General features: G+C 63.3%; 24 protein-coding genes, 1 tRNA gene and 1 riboswitch. Of the genes, 11 read left to right on the top strand and 14 right to left on the bottom strand.

Annotated features, from left to right (window positions below; all coding sequences use genetic code 11):
- The first annotated feature begins 6 nt into the window (after positions 1–6).
- A complete protein-coding gene (gene arfB, locus P9220_RS12895) occupies positions 7–414 on the top strand; it encodes an alternative ribosome rescue aminoacyl-tRNA hydrolase ArfB (protein WP_309765202.1) in 408 nt (135 codons plus the stop codon).
- 160 nt (positions 415–574) lie between these two features.
- Here arfB and P9220_RS12890 read toward each other — a convergent pair whose 3' ends face one another.
- The 6 genes from P9220_RS12890 to thiC all read right to left on the bottom strand — a co-directional run bounded on the left by P9220_RS12890 (position 575) and on the right by thiC (position 7,880).
- Complete coding sequence (locus P9220_RS12890) at positions 575–1,504, bottom strand: DMT family transporter (RefSeq protein WP_309765201.1); 930 nt, start codon at positions 1,502–1,504, stop codon at positions 575–577.
- A gap of 98 nt (positions 1,505–1,602) precedes the next feature.
- Positions 1,603–3,204 (bottom strand): L-lactate permease, encoded by a 1,602-nt coding sequence (locus P9220_RS12885; protein ID WP_309765200.1) that lies wholly within the window; start codon positions 3,202–3,204, stop codon positions 1,603–1,605.
- 180 nt (positions 3,205–3,384) lie between these two features.
- Complete coding sequence (locus P9220_RS12880; RefSeq protein ID WP_309765199.1) at positions 3,385–3,513, bottom strand: hypothetical protein; 129 nt, start codon at positions 3,511–3,513, stop codon at positions 3,385–3,387.
- Positions 3,514–3,784: 271 nt separating this feature from the next.
- Entirely contained in the window at positions 3,785–4,282 is a 498-nt protein-coding gene (locus tag P9220_RS12875) for a hypothetical protein (RefSeq protein ID WP_309765198.1), read from the bottom strand.
- 186 nt (positions 4,283–4,468) lie between these two features.
- Positions 4,469–4,681, bottom strand: coding sequence for a glycine zipper 2TM domain-containing protein (locus tag P9220_RS12870; protein WP_309765197.1), 213 nt, complete (start codon positions 4,679–4,681; stop codon positions 4,469–4,471).
- Between the two features lie 1,267 nt (positions 4,682–5,948).
- Complete coding sequence (thiC, locus tag P9220_RS12865) at positions 5,949–7,880, bottom strand: phosphomethylpyrimidine synthase ThiC (RefSeq protein WP_309765196.1); 1,932 nt, start codon at positions 7,878–7,880, stop codon at positions 5,949–5,951.
- A 134-nt stretch (positions 7,881–8,014) separates the two neighbouring features.
- Positions 8,015–8,156: riboswitch (TPP riboswitch) on the bottom strand.
- 296 nt (positions 8,157–8,452) lie between these two features.
- Here thiC and P9220_RS12860 point away from each other — a divergent pair.
- Positions 8,453–9,403, top strand: a complete 951-nt coding sequence (locus P9220_RS12860; protein WP_309765195.1) for an EamA family transporter — start codon at positions 8,453–8,455, stop codon at positions 9,401–9,403.
- A 409-nt stretch (positions 9,404–9,812) separates the two neighbouring features.
- Entirely contained in the window at positions 9,813–10,247 is a 435-nt protein-coding gene (locus P9220_RS12855; RefSeq protein ID WP_309765194.1) for a hypothetical protein, read from the top strand.
- Positions 10,248–10,411: 164 nt separating this feature from the next.
- Here the strand turns inward: P9220_RS12855 and P9220_RS12850 are convergent, their stop codons facing one another.
- Both P9220_RS12850 and P9220_RS12845 read right to left on the bottom strand, forming a co-directional pair.
- Entirely contained in the window at positions 10,412–10,546 is a 135-nt protein-coding gene (locus tag P9220_RS12850) for an entericidin A/B family lipoprotein (protein WP_309765193.1), read from the bottom strand.
- Positions 10,547–10,717: 171 nt separating this feature from the next.
- Positions 10,718–12,169, bottom strand: coding sequence for a sensor histidine kinase (locus P9220_RS12845; protein WP_309765192.1), 1,452 nt, complete (start codon positions 12,167–12,169; stop codon positions 10,718–10,720).
- A 163-nt stretch (positions 12,170–12,332) separates the two neighbouring features.
- Here P9220_RS12845 and P9220_RS12840 point away from each other — a divergent pair, with 163 nt between their 5' ends.
- From P9220_RS12840 to P9220_RS12820, 5 genes are all read left to right on the top strand, one after another.
- Positions 12,333–12,509: a DUF1328 domain-containing protein gene (locus P9220_RS12840; protein ID WP_035960959.1), complete on the top strand. Its 177-nt coding sequence runs from the start codon at positions 12,333–12,335 to the stop codon at positions 12,507–12,509.
- A gap of 87 nt (positions 12,510–12,596) precedes the next feature.
- Positions 12,597–12,758 (top strand): DUF1328 family protein, encoded by a 162-nt coding sequence (locus tag P9220_RS12835; protein ID WP_309765191.1) that lies wholly within the window; start codon positions 12,597–12,599, stop codon positions 12,756–12,758.
- Positions 12,759–12,917: 159 nt separating this feature from the next.
- Complete coding sequence (locus P9220_RS12830; protein ID WP_309765190.1) at positions 12,918–13,493, top strand: ferritin-like domain-containing protein; 576 nt, start codon at positions 12,918–12,920, stop codon at positions 13,491–13,493.
- A 101-nt stretch (positions 13,494–13,594) separates the two neighbouring features.
- A complete protein-coding gene (locus P9220_RS12825) occupies positions 13,595–14,227 on the top strand; it encodes a response regulator transcription factor (RefSeq protein WP_309765189.1) in 633 nt (210 codons plus the stop codon).
- A gap of 50 nt (positions 14,228–14,277) precedes the next feature.
- Positions 14,278–14,718 carry a response regulator gene (locus P9220_RS12820; RefSeq protein ID WP_404989541.1) on the top strand — a complete coding sequence of 147 codons (441 nt, stop codon included), beginning with the start codon at positions 14,278–14,280 and terminating at the stop codon, positions 14,716–14,718.
- A 40-nt stretch (positions 14,719–14,758) separates the two neighbouring features.
- On the opposite strand, the gene P9220_RS12815 is transcribed toward P9220_RS12820, so the two are convergent.
- Both P9220_RS12815 and P9220_RS12810 read right to left on the bottom strand, forming a co-directional pair.
- On the bottom strand, positions 14,759–16,015 hold the full coding sequence (locus P9220_RS12815; protein WP_309765188.1) for an MFS transporter: 1,257 nt from the start codon (positions 16,013–16,015) through the stop codon (positions 14,759–14,761).
- 92 nt (positions 16,016–16,107) lie between these two features.
- Positions 16,108–16,455: a hypothetical protein gene (locus P9220_RS12810; protein ID WP_309765187.1), complete on the bottom strand. Its 348-nt coding sequence runs from the start codon at positions 16,453–16,455 to the stop codon at positions 16,108–16,110.
- A 53-nt stretch (positions 16,456–16,508) separates the two neighbouring features.
- Here P9220_RS12810 and P9220_RS12805 point away from each other — a divergent pair, with 53 nt between their 5' ends.
- The gene (locus P9220_RS12805) at positions 16,509–16,889 is read left to right on the top strand and encodes a hypothetical protein (protein ID WP_309765186.1); all 381 of its coding nucleotides are present in this window, start codon (positions 16,509–16,511) and stop codon (positions 16,887–16,889) included.
- Positions 16,890–16,920: 31 nt separating this feature from the next.
- Here P9220_RS12805 and P9220_RS12800 read toward each other — a convergent pair.
- Positions 16,921–17,005 (bottom strand) — tRNA-Leu (locus tag P9220_RS12800).
- Between the two features lie 182 nt (positions 17,006–17,187).
- Here P9220_RS12800 and P9220_RS12795 point away from each other — a divergent pair.
- On the top strand, positions 17,188–17,772 hold the full coding sequence (locus tag P9220_RS12795; protein ID WP_309765185.1) for a TMEM175 family protein: 585 nt from the start codon (positions 17,188–17,190) through the stop codon (positions 17,770–17,772).
- Between the two features lie 7 nt (positions 17,773–17,779).
- On the top strand, positions 17,780–18,238 hold the full coding sequence (locus P9220_RS12790; protein ID WP_309765184.1) for a metallophosphoesterase family protein: 459 nt from the start codon (positions 17,780–17,782) through the stop codon (positions 18,236–18,238).
- Positions 18,239–18,298: 60 nt separating this feature from the next.
- Here the strand turns inward: P9220_RS12790 and proP are convergent, their stop codons facing one another.
- The 3 genes from proP to argA all read right to left on the bottom strand — a co-directional run bounded on the left by proP (position 18,299) and on the right by argA (position 22,158).
- Positions 18,299–19,774 carry a glycine betaine/L-proline transporter ProP gene (proP, locus tag P9220_RS12785; RefSeq protein ID WP_309765183.1) on the bottom strand — a complete coding sequence of 492 codons (1,476 nt, stop codon included), beginning with the start codon at positions 19,772–19,774 and terminating at the stop codon, positions 18,299–18,301.
- Positions 19,775–20,459: 685 nt separating this feature from the next.
- Positions 20,460–20,732: an oxidative damage protection protein gene (locus P9220_RS12780; protein WP_061134749.1), complete on the bottom strand. Its 273-nt coding sequence runs from the start codon at positions 20,730–20,732 to the stop codon at positions 20,460–20,462.
- Between the two features lie 55 nt (positions 20,733–20,787).
- Complete coding sequence (argA, locus tag P9220_RS12775; protein ID WP_309765182.1) at positions 20,788–22,158, bottom strand: amino-acid N-acetyltransferase; 1,371 nt, start codon at positions 22,156–22,158, stop codon at positions 20,788–20,790.
- Positions 22,159–22,167 lie beyond the last annotated feature (9 nt).

Below are 22,167 nucleotides of genomic sequence, written 5' to 3'. Positions count from 1 at the left end.
TCATCCATGAGCGATAGCCTCGTGGTGCCGCCAGGCGAAGTCGAACTGACCGCCGTGCGCGCGCAAGGCGCGGGCGGTCAGAACGTCAACAAGGTATCGAGCGCGATTCACTTGCGCTTCGACATCCGCGCGTCGTCGCTGCCGGAGCACATCAAGGCGCGGCTGCTCGCGCTGTCCGACAGCCGCGTCACGCGCGAAGGCGTGATCGTCATCAAGGCGCAGGAGCATCGCACGCAGGACATGAATCGCGCGGCGGCGCTCGCGCGTCTCGACGAGATGATCCGAAGCGTGAGCGTCACCCGGCGCAAGCGCATCGCGACCAAGCCGACGCGGGCGTCGCAGGTGCGCCGCGTCGAAGGGAAGGTCAGGCGGGGAGCGGTGAAGGCGGGGCGGGGCGCGGTGCGCGGCGAATAGGGCGGCTATTAGGCGGCGATTAGGCGGCGATCAGGCGGCGATCACGCGGCGATCAGGCGGCGATCAGGCGGCGAGCGGCGCGTCGCTGTTCACTCACCGCGCTATTGCTGCCGCGTGGGAAAGCGCGTCGGCTTCACGGTTCCGTCATGGGAGGACGCAATCACCGAGCGATGCCGCGCCGCCCGAAAAACGGCACGTGCTTGACGATTCCCGTCGCGAGCGCCGTGCCGACCAGCACGACAGCGCACCCTTCCAGCATCACGAGCGATACGTGCTCGTTCAGGAACAGCGCGCCCCAGAGAATGCCGAACAGCGGAATGACGAACGTGACCGTCATGGCGCGAGCAGGCCCCGCTGCGGCCACGAGCCGGAAGTACAGAAAATAGGCGATGCCCGTGCAGCACACGCCCAGCGCAATCACCGCCGACCACGCGTGCGCGGAGACCGGCGTCGCGGGCCATGTCAGCAGGGCGATCGGCGCGAGCGTGACGGTCGCACCGATCATGCTGCCAGCGGCGTTGGTGGTCGCGTCGACGTCCATCAGATACTTCTTCGCGAAATTGCCCGCCACGCCATACAGCGCCGATGCGGCGAGCGCCGCAGCGGCCGCCAGCATGCCGCGCACGGGCAGTCCGGCGGAGGCCGTGCCGTCCGTCGCGATCTGGTTCCACACGAGCAGCAGCACGCCCGCGAAGCCGATGGCCATGCCGATGCTGCGCATGGTGGTCAGCCGGTCCTTCAGCCACACGTAGGCGACGAGCGCGCCCCAGAGCGGCGTCGTCGCGTTGATGACGGACGTCGCGCCTGCCGACAGCGTCAATTCCGCGAACGCGAACAGGCAGAACGGCGCGGCCGAATTGAGAATGCCGACCACGAAAAGCGGCAGCGCGCGCCGGCGCATCGCGCCGAGGGTGGCGGTCACGTTGCGGCGCGCAAGCAGCATCGCGATGAGAAACAGCGCACCGATGCCGACGCGCACGGCCATGAGCGGCGCGACGCCGAACTCGGCGACGCCCACGCGGATGAACAGAAAGGATGCGCCCCACAACGCGGCGAGCACGATCAATTGCAACAAGTTGGCGATGGACATGACGATGGACTTCGAGACTACGTATTAAAAGTCCGCGCATGTTAGCACCGCGCCGCGCGCCGAAGAACGCGCCTTCGATGAGGCCGCAAGATGCGGGATCAGTGCGGCGGGATCATCCACGTCAGCACGTTTTGCTGCAGCCAGACGAGCACGCCGAGGATTACCGTCAGCAGAATCGAATGCTTGAAGGTGCGCGCGAACACGAGCCCTTCCTTGCCCTTGAGGTCGGTCGTCGCGACGCCGGTCGAGATATTTTGTGGCGAGATCATCTTGCCCATCACGCCGCCGGAGGAATTCGTCGCGGCCATCAGCACGGGATTGAGATTGAGCTGATGCGCCGCCACCACCTGGAGGTTGCCGAAGAGCGCGTTGCCCGACGTATCGCTGCCGGAGAGGAAGACCGCCACCCAGCCGAGAAACGCGGACACGAGCGGAAAGAACGGTCCGACCGACGCGACGCCTAGGCCGAGCGTGTAGTTCATGCCCGAGTAGTTCATCAGATAGGCGAGGCCGACGATCGTCGCCACCGTGAGAATCGCGATGCGCGTCTGCACCCATGTGTCGACGATCGCCGCGCCGTATTCGCGTGCGGGCAACCGCACGAGCGCCGCCGTGATGATCGACGCGACCAGGATCGCAGTGCCCGTCGCGAGCGGCTGGAAGTCCCAGATCGCGCCGTATGGCTGGTTGTACAGCGTGATGTAGACGGCCTTGTCTAGACCGGGCCAGGCGACCTTCACATCGCCGATGAGGAAGATCTTGGCGACCGTCCACACGATCACCACCAGCGACACGACGATCCACGGCAACCAGCCTTGTCCGCCGGAAATCGCCGCGCGCGTCTCGCCGAGACGACCGACATTCACGGCGAAACGCTCATCGGCGGCGGGCTTCCAGACGCGCAGGAACGCGATCGTCAGAATCAGCGAGACGAGCGAGGAGAGCACGTCGGTCAGCGCATAGCTGATGTAGTTCGACGTGACGTATTGCGTGAGCGCGAAGCTCGCGCCCGATACGAGCAGCACGGGCCACACGCGCAGCATGTTGCGAAAGCCGGCGTAGATGCCGATCACGTAGAACGGCAGGAAGAACGCGAAGAACGGCAACTGGCGGCCGACCATCTTGGCGAGGGCGTCCGTGGGAAGGTGCGTGACCGCGCCGAGCACGGTGATCGGCACGCCGAGGGCGCCGAAGGCCACCGGCGCGGTATTGAAGATCAGCGTGAAGGTGAGCGCTTCGAGCGTGGGGAAGCCGAGCAGGATCAAGAGCGAACTGGTGATGGCGATCGGCGTGCCGAAGCCCGAGATGCCTTCGAGCAGCGCGCCGAACGAGAATCCGATGACGACCAGCACGATGCGCCTGTCGTTCGGCAGGTTTTCGACCATCCAGAGGCGGAAGGCTTCGAAGCGCCCGGAGCGTTGCGCGACGTTGTAGAGCAGGATCGCGGCGAACACGATCCACATCACCGGCCATAGGGCGAAGACCGCGCCGGCGGCGATCGAGTTGAGCGCGAGCCTGACCGGAAAGTGCCACGCGGCCACCGCGATGACGAGCGCGACGATCAGCCCGGCCATCGACGCCTGCCAGGCGGGGCGGCGCGCCCAGCCGAGCAGCACGAGCACGACGGCGATCGGCAGCGCCGCGACGATGAACGACAACGCGAGCGAATTGGCGACGGGCGTAAGCAGTTGATGGAACATCGAGGTCTCCTTGTCGGCAGGCGGCGGCGAGCCGCGAGGCGCGTGGGATTTCTTCGATGCTTCGGCGGCTTTAAGCGACCGCGTAACGCGCAGCCTAAGAATAGGTGACCGATGGCCTCCGTCAAGCGGGAAATGTTCTTATCGGCCGTTACGCGTTTTGTCGTTCAGCGAGAGACGCCTTCAGCCTTCGACGGCCGCGGCGGGAGCCGTATCGTCGTGGCTCGCAAGAGGCGCCTGGCGGAACACCCATACGGTGAGGAGCGCGAGAGAAGCGAGCATCCACAGCAGAAAGAACACAAAAGCCATCATGTCAGGTCCCCGAGAGCGATGGTTTCGCGACGGCGTCTTACCGTCGCGTTGCGCGAATGAGGGACCTGAATAGCCAGAACCGTGCCAATTGTCTGGCGAATCGGGCGGAAGGCTTGTCGGAAAAGGACGAGAGCGCTCGCATTGAAACGCCAGGAAGGCGCGCGCGAGCGAAATTATCGGAAAATGTTGCAGGTCTGTTACGCCGCAAGCCATAAGCGGCGCGAAAGCGGCCGTTTCTGTAACGTTCGCGAAAAGCGGGGGCCGCTGCGATTCAGTGTCGGCCGCCGCCGTGACCGCCGCCGTAGCCGCCGCGGCCGCCGTGCCACCCGCTGTCGCCGCCATGCCAGCCACCGCCGCCATGCCCGCCGCCGTGCCACCCGTGCCCGCCGCCCCAGCAGCATCCGCCGCCCCAGTATCCGAACCCGATGGATATCGCCGGATAACGATAGCCGTAATAGGCGGGGTACGCCGCATAAGCAGGATAAGGCGCGTAATACGGATACGACGGGTAAGCGGGCACCGCGTAGTACTCCGTCATCGGCACCTGCGCGGTCGAGTATGTCGCTCCGGGCACCGTCGCCGCCGATGCGCCGGACGCGCCCTGTGCGGGCAACGCGAATTCGCGTTGCGCATACGCCGTGGGCACGGTCGAGTAATAGGCGCCGGGATAATCCGGATAGGGCGGGTAATAGCATCCGCTGACGAACGCTCCGGCAGCGATCGCGGCGACGGTGGCCTTGTGTCTGTTGATGATGCGGGCGGGACTCATGGTGCTGCTCCTTGCGTGCGGCTTGCCGGACTCTTGACTCAGGCGGGTCCTTTCAGAGGAGCTTACTCGATCGTTTTGCGATACGCGCCTGAGCGCACGTGAAAAAGTATCGCTGGAACCGCGTCTTGTAACAGGTCTGAAACAGCGGCGCGGTCAGGACCCGTCGCGCCGCTCGTATAAGGCTCGTTACTTGCCGACCTGATTGCCGATGATCCCGCCGACCGCCGCGCCGCCGAGCGTCGAAAGCGCGCTGCCGCCGATCACCGCCCCGCCCGCTGCGCCGACGCCCGCGCCGATCGCGGTATCGCGCTGACGGGTGGTCATGCTGTCGCAGCCGGTCACGCCGGCCAGAAGTGCTACGACCATTGCAGCGGCGCCGATTTGTTTGATGTTTTTCATGTCGACTCTCCAATACGATGATGAGATGAAACGGCTGCGGCTCGCACGGAACGGCGCCGCATAGGCTCGCCGGTTCATAGGGTGATGAGCAGGAAAGGTGCCTGGAGGTCCGCATGGTTGAGTAAGTCGACGGAGATAACTGACTATGAGCACTTAATTTTGCAGAGTTACTGCTCAAAGGCGAGGTAATGGGGAGCCTCAAGAACTGCAGTTATTAAACTCGACGCTGTCGCCGTGGAAGCAACTAGCGGACAATGGGACGTGATGCGTACACCAAGCTCTGACAGAGGCCCCGATCCAACGTATGGGACTGCGGTTCAACGCTTTCCAGATATCAACGAAACCGTTGCAGTGAATCACGCGGATACCCTTAGAGCGCTTAAAACGCGTCTCAAAGAAGGCGACAGTGCATGGGCCATTATGGGACGTTTCATCAGAGAGAGGATGCATGAGGCGACTTAGATGTCTTTTCTTCACCATCTTGCTGTTGCTCCTGCCTGGATGCAAGGCGTCCGAGTATCCCCTCGCTATTTACAGAATCGAGGGCCTGGATTATTACATGGTCAAAGTGTATTTCCGCGCACCTAAGGATGATTTGGCCGAAGAGCGGAACCTTTTACCCTGCGTCTCTGGAGATGGTGAGCCGGGGCGTTTCTACCAAGACAAGCAGTCTGGTCTTGAATTCGGAGGGTCGATTGAGCCGCTTGGACAAGATGGTAGCCAATTCCTCTATTCTTCAGTATTAGTAGCTTCCATCTACGAACGGAGGTAAGGAATTGGAAGGATATCGACAGGGCTAGCATGTTAGATGGACTCCGGAAGACAGAGAAGCTGTCGTGCCGCGGAACTATTATCATGCGCCTGACTTGTCGCAAGTAACGGAAATAAAATCGAGCGTTCTTTTGCGGTCCTATGGTAAATAATGATGCTTGTTACGGTGCAATAGTTGTCCGCAACCGAGCAGGAGCCTCGCCTGAACGGGTTATAACAAGTGGTATGCCATGAAAGGAATCGTTGGCGCAGCGGAAATCGCTTAGTCATGTAAGCCTTTAAGGCTGCTTTTGATTCTTGAGACATAGGAGAGGGCGGGCTGTCCGGGACCTTCCGTGCGTTGGCTCTTGTGCGTGGAACGAATGCGCTCGCTGACCGCTATCGATACGCCCCAATCGCATCCGTGCAACTATTAGTGGCAATAGTGGCGCGGTGCATGAAAGGGGACAAAACGGCCCGCCGCAATGGACATGCGACGGGCCGCCAGATGAGTGCCTCAAGTCGGCTGATAAATCTCCGCGCCCTTCTTCACGAACTCGATCGCCTTCGTCTGCATGCCGTGCGTAAGCGCATCGGTTTCGCTGACGCCTTGCTTCGCCGCGAAGTCGCGCACGTCCTGCGTGATCTTCATCGAGCAGAAATGCGGCCCGCACATCGAGCAGAAATGCGCGACCTTGGCCGAATCCTTGGGCAGCGTTTCATCGTGGAATTCGCGCGCCTTGTCCGGATCGAGGCCCAGATTGAACTGGTCTTCCCAGCGGAATTCGAAGCGCGCCTTCGATAGCGCGTTGTCCCGCACCTGGGCGCCCGGATGACCCTTGGCCAGATCGGCCGCGTGCGCCGCGAGCTTGTAGGTGATGATGCCTTCCTTCACGTCGTCCTTGTTCGGCAGGCCGAGGTGCTCCTTCGGCGTGACATAGCAGAGCATCGCGGTGCCGAACCAGCCGATCATCGCAGCGCCGATGCCCGACGTGATGTGGTCGTAGCCCGGTGCGATGTCCGTCGTCAAGGGTCCGAGCGTATAGAAGGGCGCCTCGTCGCACCATTGCAGCTGCAGGTCCATGTTCTCCTTGATGAGCTGCATCGGCACATGGCCCGGACCTTCGATCATCACCTGCACGTCATGCTTCCACGCGATCTGCGTCAGCTCGCCGAGCGTCTTCAGTTCGCCGAGCTGGGCTTCGTCGTTGGCGTCGTAGATCGAGCCGGGACGCAGGCCATCGCCGAGCGAGAACGAGACATCGTATTGCTTCATGATTTCGCAGATGTCTTCGAAGTGCTCGTAGATGAAGCTCTCCTTGTGATGCGCGAGGCACCACTTCGCCATGATCGATCCGCCGCGCGACACGATGCCCGTCATGCGGTTCGCCGTCAGCGGCACGTACTGCAGCCGCACGCCGGCGTGGATCGTGAAGTAATCGACGCCTTGCTCGGCCTGCTCGATCAGCGTGTCGCGGAAGATGTCCCACGTGAGGTCTTCGGCTTTGCCGTTGACCTTCTCCAGCGCCTGGTAGATCGGCACGGTGCCGATCGGCACCGGCGAATTGCGGATGATCCACTCGCGCGTCTCGTGGATATGCTTGCCGGTCGACAGGTCCATCACCGTGTCGCCGCCCCAGCGGATGGCCCACGTCATCTTGTCGACTTCCTCGCCGATCGATGACGTCACCGCCGAATTGCCGATGTTCGCGTTGATCTTCACGAGGAAGTTGCGGCCGATGATCATCGGCTCGCTCTCCGGGTGATTGATGTTCGCCGGGATGATCGCGCGGCCGCGCGCGACTTCCTCGCGCACGAACTCGGGCGTGATCGCCTTCAGCGCGTCCTTGCCGAACGCCGCCGCGCCGAACGCCTGGCCGGGATGCTGGCGGCCCATCATCTGCGCGAGCTTCTCGCCGTTCGGGCCGCTCGCCTTCAGGCTCTCGAGATACTCGGCGCGGCGCTGGTTCTCGCGGATCGCGATGAACTCCATCTCCGGCGTGACGATGCCGGCGCGTGCGTAGTGCATCTGCGTGACGTTATTGCCGTCGCGTGCGCGGCGCGGCTTGCGATGCAGGCCGGGAAAGCGCAGCTCGGCGGTCTTCGGATCGGCGGCGCGCTCGCGGCCGAATTCGCTCGACAAGCCTGCGAGCTCCTCCGTGTCGCCGCGCTTGTCGATCCAGCCGGCGCGCAGCGCGGGCAGGCCCGAGCGGATGTCGATGCGCGCGTCGGGATCGGTGTACGGACCCGACGTGTCGTACACGTACACCGGCGGATTCTTCTCGCCGCCGAAGCCGTCGGGCGTGTCCGACTGCGTGATTTCGCGCATCGGCACGCGGATGTCCGGCGTCGAGCCGCTCACGTAGACCTTGCGCGAGTTGGGCAGCGGCGCGATGGCGGCCGCATCGACGACGGCGTTTTCGGACAGAAACTTCGGATTGGCATTCATGTGCTGTATGTCTCCTGCAGGGACGAAAATTTCAGCGCGAGCATGAGGAAGCCCGGCTGACTCAGGAGCTAAACAGGGAGGAACGAGATGGAAAGGTGCGGGCGCTGAAGATGCGGCGGAAGGTCTTGTCAAAGCCGCAGTGCCCGAACGCTTCCCTGCGCTGGCATTATCCAGATCAGGTTCAAAGGGTATTTCTCACCCACGTGGCACGGGCGATTCGACCGGTGACGCCAATTCGAAATCGCGATGTGCAGCGCAGGACCCCCGCGTTAGCAGCCGCCACGATACACCGCACCGTGGTGCGTTGACAACCATCCCGAAATAGCCCGCTTCGCGCGGTGCCGTTCCTGCATAATGGCGGGCGCCGCGTTTTAGGTAGTTACCCGAAGCGCGGTTTCGCGACCGCCGCCGCTCGCCGTTTGCCTGTCCTCGTTCGCCTCTCGACCGCACTTCGTTCGCTTCGTCATGCCGCTGTGTCTTCATCGTCCTGCACCGTCGTGCGGGCGTCGCACTTCGCGTTCTTCGGCCGTTTCCGCATGCGCCACGCGCAACGCGGCTTTCGCGGAGTGAGCATGTCCACTTCCACGCCGCGTCTGCCGTTCTCGTTTCCCGATCGCTTTCCGTTTCGCGCGCCTCGCTCCTTCAGGGGACAAGTCGTGCTCGCGCTCGCTGTCGTGTATCTCGTCTGGGGATCGACCTATCTCGGGATACATCTGGCGCTCGAATCGTTTCCGCCGCTGATGCTCGGCGGGCTGCGCAATCTGTTCGCGGGCATCGGGCTGTTCGCCATCGGCATGCATCGCAAGGCGGTGCTGCCGAACGCGCAGGAAGTGCGCAACGCGGCGATCGTCGGCACCTTGCTCGAGGGTCTGTCGAGCGGGATGATGGCTTACGGCATGCGCACGGTCGGCACCGGCACGGCGGCGGTGATGGTGGCGACCGTGCCGCTCTTTGCGACGATCTTCACCGCGCTCGCCGGCCGGGGCGTGGCGAAAGGGGAGTGGTTCGCAGTGGCGCTGGGGCTCGTCGGCATCGTCGTGCTGAATCATGGCGACCCTTCGCCCGGTTCGACGCACGGCACGCTCGCGATCCTCTGCGCCGCAATCTTCTGGGCGGGCGGCGCACATCTCGCTGGGCGGCTGCGGCAGCCGTCCGATCTGCTGATGTCGACTGCGCTGCAGATCGGCCTCGGCGGTCTGATCGCGACGGGCATCGCGTTCCTGGCGGGCGAGCGTGTCACGCATGTGGGACCCGGCGCGGGCGTGTCGTTTCTGTATCTCGTCGTGATCGGATCGATGGCCGCGTACGTCGCTTACAACTTCCTGATCCGCCATACGAGCACGATCATCGCGACGAGTTGCCTCTATGTGAACCCGATCGTCGCGGTGCTGCTGGGGGCGGTGCTGCTCGGCGAGGTGATCACGCAATGGACGGTCGTTGCCACCGTCGTCATTCTGATCAGCGTGAGCTTGTCGTTCTGGTTTGACTCCGGAAGGGGACGACTCCCGCCGGACGCGGGTTGAAGATAAGGAAAGCCCCTGCTTAAGATCGCGGAAAAATTCAGCGATTCTTTCAAAAATTAAGCGATGGGTAATCTCTGGTTTTAGTGCCAGAGGACCGTTCACCAACATCGCCGAGAACAGTGTATGGGCGTGTAGGCAATCTCATTTCGAAGCCATTTCGACGTCCGGCGATGCTTCAGCCTTACTCGTACTGGAGGATGAAGTCGAGCTTAGTCGTCACTTTCCGGAACTTGTCAATCAGTTAACCCTGGACGCATTCGTTCAGAACCACCCGAACTGCGACGTTCTGTTCCTGGACTGTGTCTCGTTCAGCCCGCAGGCCCCGTTTCTACTTTCGTTAAGCGAAACTCAGATGAGAGATCGGGTGCGGACCGATATTTCAGCTGACCTCAGGCATCAATTTCGGAGCGTGAGTATCATCGATGCCCGCGGCGTGTACGCATATTGCGCCGCCAGCTACATTGTGACTCCGAAGGGGAAGCAAGTGTTGCGTCAGCTCTTCGCGGAGAGCTGCGACGTCAGAACGGCAGTGGACATTCTTTATCGGGATTGGATAGCGAGTGGGAGACTGGTCGCAAACGTGACCATTCCATTCTTAGCCACTCCGCCATTTCTAAACGCTTCGACCATCCCTTATGAGAAGCTCGCTTCTTCTGTCGGTAATGAAAAAGAATTGCTGCTCGCCAACGCGATACGGCGTTTGCTTTTTGCCGGCGATCACCAAATCGATCTGACTGAAATAGGCTCGATGCTTCGGGGAGCCGATAGCTCGAAGGAATACAAGCTGGGCATGCAGTTTTATGAAGCGTGCCGGTCGTTCCTGACCTCCGTTGTCGTGCCGTGACCAACCAGTGTCACAGGCTTCGCTCGGTCGCCTCAAGGCGTGTCGTCGAAGCGAATTAGACAGCCTTGGTTTGGAGCCCAACGGCGCAAAAAATCAATGCCCGCCGCGCAAGGCGGCGGGAACTTAGAAGCTACTGGCCGAACAAGCTCGTAACCGCGACCGGCTTACTTATGCTCTTCGGCCGAGTTGTGGATAGCTTGGCCGCCCTTCGAAATATCCTGGCCCGCGCCCGAGATGGTGTTGCAGCCCGCGAGCGCGGCCGTGCCGGCGATCAGCAGCATGGCGATGATTCGAGTCATATTCATTCCCCTTGATGTGAAATGGCGTGGTTGATCGTGTCTGGATTGGCCGCTGATCGTTGCGTGGGCCTCACCGGTGGTAACAATCATAAAAAATGCAGGTCGGCCTCCGCTGTAGGCACACATGCGTTTTTCTCGTCAGCGGCGTCCGTACTTCTCGTCGGCATCGTCCTACGCGGCGGAACGCGCCGGCGGTAACGCGGCGTCGTCATGGACGCGTTCGCGCGGCATCGACACGTGAATGCTCGTGCCATGCGGCTTCGCCCGCTCGATCTCGAAGCGCCCGCCGCGTGCCGACACGCGTTGCCGCATGCCGACGAGTCCGTGCGTGTGCGTCCGCTTCAAATCCTGCGGCCGGATGCCGACGCCGTCATCGGCGATATGCAGCGACACGGTCGCCTGATCCATCGTCAGCGCCACGCTGATGTTGCTCGCGCGCGCATACTTCGCCGCGTTCGTCAGCGTTTCCTGCGCGACCCGGAAGAGCGCAATCTCGATGGCTTCGCCGAGCTTCGGGTCTTCATCGGGCAAGTCGAACGACACCGTCCAGTTGTTGCGCTGCGCGGCTTCATCGACGAGCGCACGCAGCGCCGTCACAAGGCCGAAGTTCGCGAGCACGGTCGGCCGCATGTCTTCGATGATGCGCCGCTTGAGCGCGATGCCCTGATCGAGATTGCCGATGGCGCGCGTGAGTTTCTCGGCCATCGCCGGTTCCGTTTCGCGGAGCTTGCCGCGCACCCACGCGACGTCCATCTTGCTCGCGGTGAGAATGGAACCCAGCTCGTCATGCAGTTCGCGGGCCAGTTCCGTCTTCTCGTTCTCGCTCACGGACTGCAGGTGCCATGCGAGCGCTTCGAGTTGCCGCGTGCGCTCGAAGACGAGTTGATCCAGCTCTTCCTGCTGCGTGATGAGCTCGCGCTGCACGCGATCCTGCTTGTCCAGCTGAATGCCGAGATTGCGAAAGAGCAGCAGGAACAACACGATGTTCAGCGCGCATAACGCGCCGACGCAAAGCGTGGAGATGCGCTGATCGGCGCGGCTCGCATCGAGTGCGTGCTGGGCGCGTTGTTCCTCGTTGAGACGCAGCAGGGAGAGAGCCGCGCCGAGCGTGGCGTCGTCGGATGCGGGCAGGGCTTCCGGCTGCGAGGGCGCCGCGAGCCGCGCGGCGCCTCGCTCGATCTCCTCGTTCGCCGCAGCGCTGATCTGCGCGAAGCTGGCAAGCGCGGTGTCGTCGCCGATGCGTCGATAGTAGGCATCGAGCGTCGCGAGGGCGCGGCGCACGTGCGCCGTCGTTTGCTCGAATTGCGCCTTGTAGGCCGGTTCCGGTTGCAGTGCGAACGCGCGTCCTTGCGCGGACAGCGTCGCGATATCGGCGGCGAGCGCGGAGAGGTCGGCGGTTGCGCTCTTGGCATCCAGCGCCGTCTCATATTCGGCCGCGATTCGCATGCGCCCCGACTCCAGTATCACGAGGCCGCCGACTGTGATGACGATCGCCACCGTCATCGCGACGAGCCAGCTGTAGCGGCGCATCCAGTCGTTGATGCGGGCAAGGCCGGGAAGCGGCGGTGTCGGCGCTTCGTCGTGGGAGATGCGCGGCAGCACGGCGCGGGGAGCGTGGCTCATAGAGTGGTTTCAGGCATCGCGGGGCGGCGGATGGTCCGTCCGCGCGAGCCAATTGAAAGCTGATGTCGGTGGATTCTCACAGCAAAAAAGGAGCCAGCCCGAATGCGCGCGCCGCAGCGCATCGTTAGGATGGGCTCACCATCCATTCCTACGGGGAAAGATCATGCTGAAGTGGGCACTGTTCTTTGCGATCGTCGCCGTGATCGCCGGTCTTCTCGGCTTCACGGGCGTCGCGGCGGGCGCGGCGACCATCGCCAAATTTCTGTTCGTGCTGTTCCTGATCCTGTGCGTCGTGTTTCTGGTGCTGGGCTTCGTCATCACCAAGAAAGCGATCGATTAGCAGGCCTGGATTCGCTCACGGCGGCCCGTGGCGTCACGCCATAGCGCCGCCTCATGCGATGACAGGCACGCTCGAAGAGGAGGTTTCATGCTGCACTACGCCGCCGTTTTCTTCGTGATCGCGATCATTGCCGCGGTGTTCGGATTTACAGGCATCGCGGCGGGCGCGGCGGAAATCGCGAAGATCCTGTTCTATATTTTTTTGGTCGTATTCGTCGTTACGCTGTTGCTCGGCGTATTCAAGACATGACGGCCGCGCCGCTCCGATGGAGCGGTTTCATTCCGACAGTTCTGTGAGCGGGCACGGTGCGTGCATCGAAGACGTTCATCGGATAGCGGCGCGCTATGAGCCGCAGGCGCGGCCTGTGTAACCGCTACCGTCCACTACCATCCCACAGGAGCCAATCAAATGTCCAATTCGTCTGCTGTAACCGCCGCGCCGGGCCAATCCTCGGACGCCTTCGTCCTCGATGTCGAAAAGATCCGGAACGACGCGCGCCAGCACATGGACGAGGGCCCGGTCACGTCGACGTATAGCGCCGATCGCGAGACCGTGCTGAAGCTGCTCAACGACGCGCTCGCGACCGAATGGGTCTGCACGCTGCGCTACAAGCGCCACTATTTCATGGCGAAGGGCATTCACTCGGAAGCCGTCGCACAGGAATTCGCCGAGCACGCGACCGAGGAGCAGGAACACGCCGACATGCTCGCGGAACGCATCGTCCAGTTGGGCGGCGAGCCGAACTTCGCGCCGGACAGCCTCAAGTCGCGCGCGCACTCGGAGTACAAGGAAGGCGCGGACCTCATCGACATGATCCGCGAGAACCTCATTGCGGAGCGGATTGCGATCGATACCTATCGCGAGATCATCCGTTATCTCGGCGACAAGGATGTCACCACGCGCCGCATCTTCGAAGAGATTCTGGCGGTCGAAGAGGAGCACGCCGACGACATGGCCGATCTGCTCGAAGGCCGTAACGGCTGATGCGTCGGCGCGATGCGGGCACGAGCGAGACCGCGCATCGCGCTTCTGCGATGCATGCGTAAAATGACCGTTCACTCATTACAGCAGCGCGGACGGCCTGAATGATTCGAGTCTTGATAGCCGACGATCATGCGATCGTGCGCAGCGGGTTCAGGCAGTTCGTCGCCGACGAACCCGACATGGAAGTGGCGGCCGAGGCATCGACCGGCGACGAAACGATCGCGCTCGTGCGCGAGCAGGCCTTCGATGTGGTGCTGCTCGACATCGCGATGCCCGACAAGAACGGCGTCGATACGTTGCGCGTCATCAAGCAGATCCGGCCGCAGCAGGGCGTGCTGATGCTGTCGGGCTTTCCCGAGAGCCAGTACGCGATCAACCTGCTGAAGGCGGGCGCGAACGGCTATCTGAACAAGGACGCCGCGCCCGACGAGATCGTCCGGGCGATTCGCACGGTGGCGCGCGGGCATCGTTACTTGTCGGAGTTCATCGCCGATGCGCTCGCCGACAAGCTCGACAAGCCCGCGGCGGACCGGCCGCACGAGACGCTGTCGGAGCGCGAGTTCCAGATCTTTTGCAAGCTCGCGGGCGGCCGCATTCCGACGGAGATCGCGCAGGAGCTGCATCTGTCGGTGAAGACGGTGAGCACGTATCGGGCGCGCGTGCTGGAGAAGATGCGGCTGTCCAACAACGCCGATCTCACGTATTACGCGATCAAGAACGGATTGATCGAATAACGCAGCGTTTCGTTTGCGACGAGGATGCAGTAAAGCGGAGGATGCCCGCCGTGGGCCACATCATCATCGACGATTCGGCAGAGCAGCACAGACCGCGCGGCGGGCCGCTCGCGGTGCTGCTGATCGAGGATTCGCCGCTGATCCGCCGCAGTCTCACGGAGGCGATCGAAGCGCTCGGCCCGTGGCGCGTGACCGCTTTCGCCGATGCGCCGCAGGAGGCCATCGCGTTGCTGTCGTCGCAGGCCTTCGATGTGGTGATCGTCGATCTGCAACTGAAGCGCGGCTCGGGCATCGACGTGCTTGCGTGGCTCAAGGAAGCGAACGCATCGCGACTCGCGAACGATGCGTTCGTGGTCGTGCTGACGAATCATGCGCTGCCGGCTTATCGCGAAAGGTGCCTGCAGTACGGCGTGCGGCATTTCTTCGATAAATCGCTCGAGTTCGATCGCGTGCTCGATGCGCTGGAGGAATGGGGAAGGGAGAGGGTTTGAGCGCCCTTTAACGCGCGGCTCGTTTCCGAACCGCGAGGCATCATTCTTCGCTGACCCGTCCCGCTCCACTGCGCGCATCCAGCCGTCCCTCGCGCCCGCGCCAGTGGCTGAACCCCGCCAGCCCGGTCGCCGCAAGCCCGACGACGCACACGCCGGTCCATCCCATCGCCTGCCAGGCGAGCGACGCCAGCGCCGATCCCGCCGCGCCGCCGATGAAGTACGCCACCATATAAACCGTGTTGACGCGGCTGCGCGCCTCGGGCTTCAGCGCGTAGATGCGCGACTGGTTGGAAATCTGCGCGGCCTGCACGCCGACATCGAGCACGATCACGCCGATGACAAGCCCCGCGATGCTCCTCGCCGACCGCGCGAACACGACGAACGACACCGCGACGAGCACGATCGACAGCGTGATGACCGCCCGCGGCCCGCGCTTGTCCGCCGACTTGCCCGCAAGCGGCGCGGCTAATGCACCCGCCGCACCGACGATGCCGAACAGTCCCGCCGCCTGCGGTCCCATATGAAACGGCTCTCCCGCGAGCAACAAGGTCAGCAGCGACCAGAACGCGCTGAAGCCGGCGAAAAGCGCGCCGCCCGTCAGCGCGGCCTCGCGCAGCGCGGCGCTCTCGGCGGTCAGATGCCACATCGACGCGAGCAGCTTGCCGTAGGAGAGCGTCGAGGTCGGACAGCTTTTGGGCAGCCGCATCATCACGACTGCCGCGAGCGCGATCGTCGCCGCCACCGACGCCGCGAACACCGCGCGCCAGCCGAAATACTCCGCGACGAAACCGGATACCGTGCGCGCGAGCAGGATGCCGAGAAGCAGCCCGCTCATCACGGTGCCGACCGCGTGGCCTCGCTCGGCGGCGGGCGCAAGCTCGGCGGAGAAGGGCACCGCCTGCTGCGCAATCGTCGATACGACGCCTATCGCGAGACTCGCCGCGACCAGCACCGCGAGCGTCGGCGCGGCGCTCGCCACGATGAGCGCAACGCCCAGCGCCGCGAGCTGCATGAGGATCAGCATGCGCCGGTCGAAGCGGTCACCGAGCGGCGCGAGCATCAGCATGCCGAACGCATAGCCGAGTTGCGTCGCGGCCGGCACCGCGCCGATCAGGTAGGTGCTTCCCGGAAACGACGCCCGGAAATCGCCGAGCAGCGGCTGATTGAAGTAGATGTTGGCCACCGATACGCCCGCGATCGTCGCGAGCAGCCAGAGCGTCGCGCGCGAGTAGTGCGGATGGCGCTCGGGCGTAGGGTGGTGAGAGGAGTGTTGCGGCTGATGCGATGACGCGGACATGGTTCGTTCCGTCGGACGGGCAGGAGGGCGGCGTGCGGCAAGCCGCCGATCATACTGGAGACCGAAGCGCTTTGCTGACCGTGCGGGCGTGCTTACTGGTCGTCGTCGGCCGGGGGCTTGGGTGCGAGCTTCGCCGGGGCGAGCCACTGGAACGTGGTCAGCGTGTTGTCGCTGAACGTGCATTCAGCGGCGGCGGGGGTGTCGGCGGTTTTCGTGGCGGGCGGCTTCGGCGGCGTGTCGATCGTGCCGTGCACGACGACGCGTGAGCCATGCATGGCCGCGCTCGAGCCGGTGAGCTTCAGCGGCGCGCTTGCGGCGTCCGGATAATCGGCGCGCATGCGGTCCTTGCACGCATCGATGTTGCGATAGTAGGACGTGCAGCCGGCCAGAAGCGCGATTGGAACCGAGAGAAGCAGAAGCAGGCGGGAGCGAGTGTTCATCGATGGAACCGGTCGATGCCCGATGCGGGGCGGGCATCGGAGCGAGATAGGAATTGGCGGCGAAGCTTTATAACACGCGCCACGCACTTGTTCGACGCTCGGGCGCGGTAGCACAATCGGCGGAAGCGATTCTCGACGATGCAGAGGCGGGCATGCAAAAGGACATCGAAGTGGGCGATTACATGCTCGCCATGAGCGCGGTCCCGAAGCCGCGTCCGGGTGATGGCGAGACTGAGGCGTGCGTCGAAGGTTACGTGATCCGGGTGCGGATCACGCGCGCCGATGGCCGACCGGTACACGGCTCGACGCTCGCGGACGATTCAGGGGAAATGACGGGCGATCACGGACCCTTCGAAACCGTCGCGCAGGCGATGGCGCATGGCGAGGCGTGGGGCCGGCATTATGTGGCGCGGGTGTTGGGGCATGGCGTGTAGCCACGCGTGTCACGAGTGCAGGGACGTGCGCTGGTGCCGGGGACCGGACTCGAACCGGCAAGCCTTGCGGCGGCGGATTTTAAGTCCGCTATGTTTACCAATTTCATCACCCCGGCAGAGCGGACGCGATTCTACCATCGCATCCGGCCGTGCCAAAACGCCGCGAACGCCCGCTGTATTGCCCGCTGTATCGCCCGCGCGGGCTTATTGAAAGCCATTCGACAACCTCACGCGCCTCCCGCATAATCGCCGACTGTTCCGCCTTCGCTCGATCGAAGCCAACACGAGAGGACATGCAATGGGCAAGACCCGGCTCGAAGCGTTCAGCGATGGCGTCATCGCCATCATCATCACGATCATGGTGCTGGAACTCAAAGTCCCGCACGGCGAAGACTTCGGCGCGCTCGTGCCGCTCCTTCCGGTGTCCGCCGCCTACGTGCTCAGCTTCATTTACGTCGGCATCTACTGGAGCAACCATCACCATCTGCTGCACGCGATCAAGCGCGTCAACGGCACCGTGCTGTGGGCCAACCTGCATCTGCTTTTCTGGCTGTCGCTCTTTCCGTTCACGACGAACTGGATGGGCGAGAACCATCTCACCGCCGTCCCCACTGCCTGCTACGGCTTCGTGCTCTTCATGACGGCCGTTGCGTACTACATCCTGACGCGCGCGCTCATTTCGATGCACGGCGAGAATTCGCCGCTCGAACGCGCGCTCGGCGCCGATCGCAAGGGCAAGGTTTCCGTGCTGCTGTATCTCGCCGCCATCGCGGCATCGTTCTGGCAGCCGTGGCTCGCCGCCGCGATCTATGCGCTCGTCGCGGCCGTCTGGCTCGTGCCGGATCGGCGCATCGAACGCATGCTGCTCACCGAAGAACAGTAAGCGCGCGATGCGCATCGGCCTCATCTCCGACACCCACAACCTCGTGCGTCCCGAAGCGCTCGACGCATTGCGCGACTGCGAGCACATCATCCATGCGGGCGATATCTGCAGGCGCGAAGTCCTCGATACGCTCGCGGCTCTCGCGCCGCTCACCGTCGTGCGTGGCAATAACGATACCGGCGAGACCGTCGCGACGTTGCCCGAACATGCGCGCATCGAACTGGGCGGCGCGACGATCCACGTCGTCCACGATATCGCCGACGTGCCCGAAGAACTGCATGGAGTCGATGTCGTCGTGACCGGGCATTCACACAAGCCGGTCGTTGCGCGCCGCGGCGGCGTGCTGGTCGTCAACCCCGGCAGTGCGGGGCCGCGACGCTTCAGGTTGCCGGTGACTGTCGCGTTGCTGGAAATCGACGCAGACACAGAAGCCATCGACGCACGCATCGTCACGCTCATCGCGTAGATAGCAAAAGGGCCGGCGCGTGACACGCCGGCCCTTCGTCATTCGGATGAACGCGATCGCTTATGCGCGAGCGGCGTTATCGAACATCGAGTCGTCCATCTCGGCTGCCTCGCGATGACCGCGCAGGATCGCATGCGCTTCCGAATGCGACGCCACTGCGGGCGGCGAGCCCTTCAGCGGCTTCTTCGCCGTCTCGTGGAGCGCAAGCACCGACACGATGCCGATCACCGATGCGCCCATCAGATAGTACGCGGGCATCATCAGCATGCCGGTCTTGTCGACGAGCCATGCCGTCACGAGCGGCGTCGTGCCGCCGAACAGCGACACCGACACGTTGAAGCCGATCGCGAGCGCGCCGTAACGAATCTTCGTCGGGAACAGCGCCGGCAGCGACGAGGGCATCACGCCCGTAAACGTCGACAGCAGCGCGCCAAGAATCATCATTCCCGCGAACACCGAAGCCACCGAGCCGACGCGGATCAGCGAAAGCGCCGGAATCGACAGCACCAGCAAGCCGACGCAGCCCGCCAGCATCACCGGCTTGCGGCCGATCGTATCCGAGAGACGTCCCGCGAGCAGCGTGAGCGGCACCATCAGCACCATCACGACCAGCACGATGAAGAGGCCATGCGTCTCGTTGAACTTGAGCGTCGCCGACAGATAGCTCGGCAGATACGACAGCGCCATGTAGTCCGTCACGTTGAAGATCAGCACGAGGCCGACGCATTGCAGAAGCGGCTTCCATTGCTGCACGAGCGTTTCGCGGAACTGCGTCTTCGTCGACTGGTGCGCGGCGGCTTCCATCTTGTCCGCTTCGCGCTGGAACGCCGGCGTCTCTTCGAGCTTCATCCGGATATAAAGACCGATCAGACCGAGCGGACCCGCGATCATGAACGGAATGCGCCAGCCCCAGCCAAGCAGCGTTTCCTGCGACATGACAGCGGTCATCACCGCCACCACGCCCGCGCCGAGCACATAGCCGACGAGCGTGCCGCATTCGAGGAAGCTCGACATGAAGCCGCGCTTCTTGTCCGGCGAGAATTCGGCGATGAACGTCGCCGCGCCGCCGTACTCGCCGCCGGTCGAGAAGCCTTGCACGAGGCGCGCGACGAGCAGCAGCACGGGCGCCATCACGCCGATGCTGTCGTAGCTCGGAATCAGGCCGATACAGAAGGTGCCGATGGCCATCATGATCATGGTCATCGCGAGCACGCGCTTGCGGCCGATGCGGTCGCCGAGCGGGCCGAACACCATGCCGCCGAGCGGACGCACGAGAAAGGCGGCCGCGAAGGTGCCGAAGGTCGCGAGCAACTGCGCGGTCGGGCTGCTCGACGGGAAGAAAACCTTGCCGAGCGTCACGGCGATGTAGCTATACACGCCGAAGTCGAACCATTCCATCGCATTGCCGATGGCCATTGCGCCGACAGCGCGCTTGAGAAGGGATTGATCGACGATGGTGATGTCGTCGAGCGTGAGGTCGCTGGTTGCGTCGGACGTCTTGTGAGTGCGCCAAAGGCCGTCGTGTAGGGCGGTCATACGTTGAAAAGCTCCGTGTTCAAGTGCCCGGTGCGCGCGCGAAAACGGCTCGCGAAAAGCGTCGGGCGCGCCGGAAAGCAGCGCGTATTGCCGGATAGTGCAGTTTCGTGACGGCGCCGCAGCGCATTCGGATCGTCGGAACGAAAGCCAGGGGCTTTCCGCAGCGCCGGACGCGATGGACCGAAGCTGAGGCTCGAATGGAAAACACGGTGCCGATGCCTCGCGGCGAAAGTCGCGAAATTGCACTCGGGATGAAACAAACGAATTTGACGTGCGGACGGCGAACTCGGGAAGCTGCCGCGGGTGGAACCGCTACGTCGGCGAATTACAAGGCTCGGAACGAAAAAGGCCGGCGTGCGCGTGAAGCGCTAAAACCGACAAGCCTCTTTGTATAAAAACTGTCACTACCACGCATTGGCCGATTCGTACCGAATCATGCGATATGGCCGGCTGCTGCGCGTGAATGATGGTGAATTGCTGTTGATAACGAGCGAGATAATAACACGATGACAGACGATGTGCAAACCGACCCGCGACACGGCGCGCTCGCGGATGGCCGCATCCCTTGTCCAGCCTAGGATTGCGCCTAGTCGCGTCTCATGTTTTGAGCGCCTATTTCAGAGTCAGCGGACAACAAAAAACCGACCACGGCGAGTCGGTTTTTTCGGTCGAGCGGGGAGTTGGTTCAGCTTTGCGGCGGCACGTAGCCGGAAGCGGTGTCGGCGCCTTCGCCGAAGAAGTACTTCTCCGTCTGTTTGATCAGATACTGGCGCGCGCGCGGGTCGGCCATATTCAGGCGATTCTCGTTGATGAGCATCGTCTGCTGCTTGAGCCAGCCTTGCCACGCTTCCTTCGAGACCGTTTCATAGATGCGCTTGCCGAGCTCGCCCGGCAGCGGCGGAAAATCCAGTCCCTCGGCTTCCTTGCCGAGCTTGGCGCATTGAACCATTCGGGCCATCGTGTTCTTTCTCCTTCCTGTATTTGGGGTGCGGGACGCGCTTTGTGACGCGTCCTCAGAGCTGTTTCATGAGGACGAGCGATTTACGCTGCCAGTTGTAGAGGCGGCGGCGGTCTTCGGGCAGATCGTCCACCGTGACCTTCACGAAGCCGCGCTTGAGAAACCAGTGCTCCGTGCGCGTCGTGAGCACGAAGATGCGCGTGAGGCCGCGCGCACGGGCGCGCTGCTCGATGCGCTTCAACAGGCGCTCGCCGTCGCCCGAGCCTTGCGCTTCCGGCGCGACGGTCAGGCACGCCATCTCGCCGATGCGCTCCTGCGTGTACGGATAGAGCGCCGCGCAGCCGAAGAGCACGCCGTCGTGCTCGATGACCGAAAAATGGTCGATATCGCGCTCGATCTGGTGTCGGCCGCGCCGCACGAGCGTGCCGTCCGCTTCCAGCGGCTCGATCAGCGTGAGAATGCCGCCGACGTCGTCGGGCGTGGCTTCGCGCAGGCTTTCGAGATTCTCGTAGGAGATCATCGTGCCGACGCCGTCGTGCAGGAAGAGTTCGAGCAGGACGCTGCCATCGAGCGCGTACGGAATGATGTGCGCCCGCGCCACGCCGCCGCGGCAGGCGCGAATTGCATGCTTCAGGTAGAAGGCGGTGTCGCCCTGCAGTTCGCCCGATTCATGCAGGCGATAGGCGTCGTCGAGCGACATTTCGCGCACGAGCTCGCCTTGCTGATCGGCGAGGCCGGGAATCTCGGTGACGAAGATGATCTTGTCGGCGCGCAACGCGATTGCCGCGGCGGACGCGACGTCTTCCATCGACAGATTGAACGCCTCGCCCGTCGGCGAGAAGCCGAGCGACGAGAGCAGCACGATCTTGCTGCTCGCGAGCGACTGACGAATGGATTCGCCGTCGATCTTGCGCACGACGCCCGTGTGCTGGAAATCGACGCCGTCCAGAATGCCGACCGGCCGCGCCGTCACGAAGTTGCCCGACACCACGCTGATGTGCGCGTGCGCCATCGGCGTATTCGGCAAGCCCTGGCTGATCGCGGCTTCGATGTCGAGGCGTACTTCGCCGGCTGCTTCCTTCGCGGATTCCAGCGCGCGGGCATCCGTTATGCGAAGCCCATGCGAGAACGACGATTCGACGCCGTGCAGGCTCAGTTGTTCGTCGAGCTGCGGACGCGAGCCGTGAACGAGCACGACATGGATGCCCATTGCATGCAGGAGGCCGACGTCCTGCACCAGCGCGTTGAGCCGTCCTTCCTGCACCAGTTCTCCGCCGAACGCGACGACGAACGTTTTGTTGCGGAACGCGTGAATATACGGCGCGACGGAGCGCATCCAGTCGACGAACTGGGCGAGCGGATTGGGCGCGTCGGCTTCCGCTACGGCCGGCTGCGACGCGAGGGTGAGGTCGGTTTGGGAATTCATGCCGGGATT

The organism is Caballeronia sp. LZ016 (assembly GCF_031450805.1).
GTDB lineage: Bacteria > Pseudomonadota > Gammaproteobacteria > Burkholderiales > Burkholderiaceae > Caballeronia.
The sequence above is the reverse complement of the archived record's forward strand: the minus strand, read 5'-3'. Positions and strand labels throughout refer to the sequence as shown.

Coding starts and splice junctions, on each gene's coding strand:
- P9220_RS12815 (WP_309765188.1), bottom strand. CDS start 16,015: ATGTCCGCGTCATCGCATCAGCCGCAACACTCCTCTCACCACCCTACG.
- P9220_RS12840 (WP_035960959.1), top strand. CDS start 12,333: ATGCTGAAGTGGGCACTGTTCTTTGCGATCGTCGCCGTGATCGCCGGT.
- P9220_RS12835 (WP_309765191.1), top strand. CDS start 12,597: ATGCTGCACTACGCCGCCGTTTTCTTCGTGATCGCGATCATTGCCGCG.
- P9220_RS12825 (WP_309765189.1), top strand. CDS start 13,595: ATGATTCGAGTCTTGATAGCCGACGATCATGCGATCGTGCGCAGCGGG.
- P9220_RS12880 (WP_309765199.1), bottom strand. CDS start 3,513: ATGATGGCTTTTGTGTTCTTTCTGCTGTGGATGCTCGCTTCTCTCGCG.
- proP (WP_309765183.1), bottom strand. CDS start 19,774: ATGACCGCCCTACACGACGGCCTTTGGCGCACTCACAAGACGTCCGAC.
- P9220_RS12795 (WP_309765185.1), top strand. CDS start 17,188: ATGGGCAAGACCCGGCTCGAAGCGTTCAGCGATGGCGTCATCGCCATC.
- arfB (WP_309765202.1), top strand. CDS start 7: ATGAGCGATAGCCTCGTGGTGCCGCCAGGCGAAGTCGAACTGACCGCC.
- thiC (WP_309765196.1), bottom strand. CDS start 7,880: ATGAATGCCAATCCGAAGTTTCTGTCCGAAAACGCCGTCGTCGATGCG.
- P9220_RS12845 (WP_309765192.1), bottom strand. CDS start 12,169: ATGAGCCACGCTCCCCGCGCCGTGCTGCCGCGCATCTCCCACGACGAA.
- argA (WP_309765182.1), bottom strand. CDS start 22,158: ATGAATTCCCAAACCGACCTCACCCTCGCGTCGCAGCCGGCCGTAGCG.
- P9220_RS12870 (WP_309765197.1), bottom strand. CDS start 4,681: ATGAAAAACATCAAACAAATCGGCGCCGCTGCAATGGTCGTAGCACTT.
- P9220_RS12875 (WP_309765198.1), bottom strand. CDS start 4,282: ATGAGTCCCGCCCGCATCATCAACAGACACAAGGCCACCGTCGCCGCG.
- P9220_RS12860 (WP_309765195.1), top strand. CDS start 8,453: ATGTCCACTTCCACGCCGCGTCTGCCGTTCTCGTTTCCCGATCGCTTT.
- P9220_RS12830 (WP_309765190.1), top strand. CDS start 12,918: ATGTCCAATTCGTCTGCTGTAACCGCCGCGCCGGGCCAATCCTCGGAC.
- P9220_RS12890 (WP_309765201.1), bottom strand. CDS start 1,504: ATGTCCATCGCCAACTTGTTGCAATTGATCGTGCTCGCCGCGTTGTGG.
- P9220_RS12780 (WP_061134749.1), bottom strand. CDS start 20,732: ATGGCCCGAATGGTTCAATGCGCCAAGCTCGGCAAGGAAGCCGAGGGA.
- P9220_RS12885 (WP_309765200.1), bottom strand. CDS start 3,204: ATGTTCCATCAACTGCTTACGCCCGTCGCCAATTCGCTCGCGTTGTCG.
- P9220_RS12850 (WP_309765193.1), bottom strand. CDS start 10,546: ATGACTCGAATCATCGCCATGCTGCTGATCGCCGGCACGGCCGCGCTC.
- P9220_RS12790 (WP_309765184.1), top strand. CDS start 17,780: ATGCGCATCGGCCTCATCTCCGACACCCACAACCTCGTGCGTCCCGAA.
- P9220_RS12810 (WP_309765187.1), bottom strand. CDS start 16,455: ATGAACACTCGCTCCCGCCTGCTTCTGCTTCTCTCGGTTCCAATCGCG.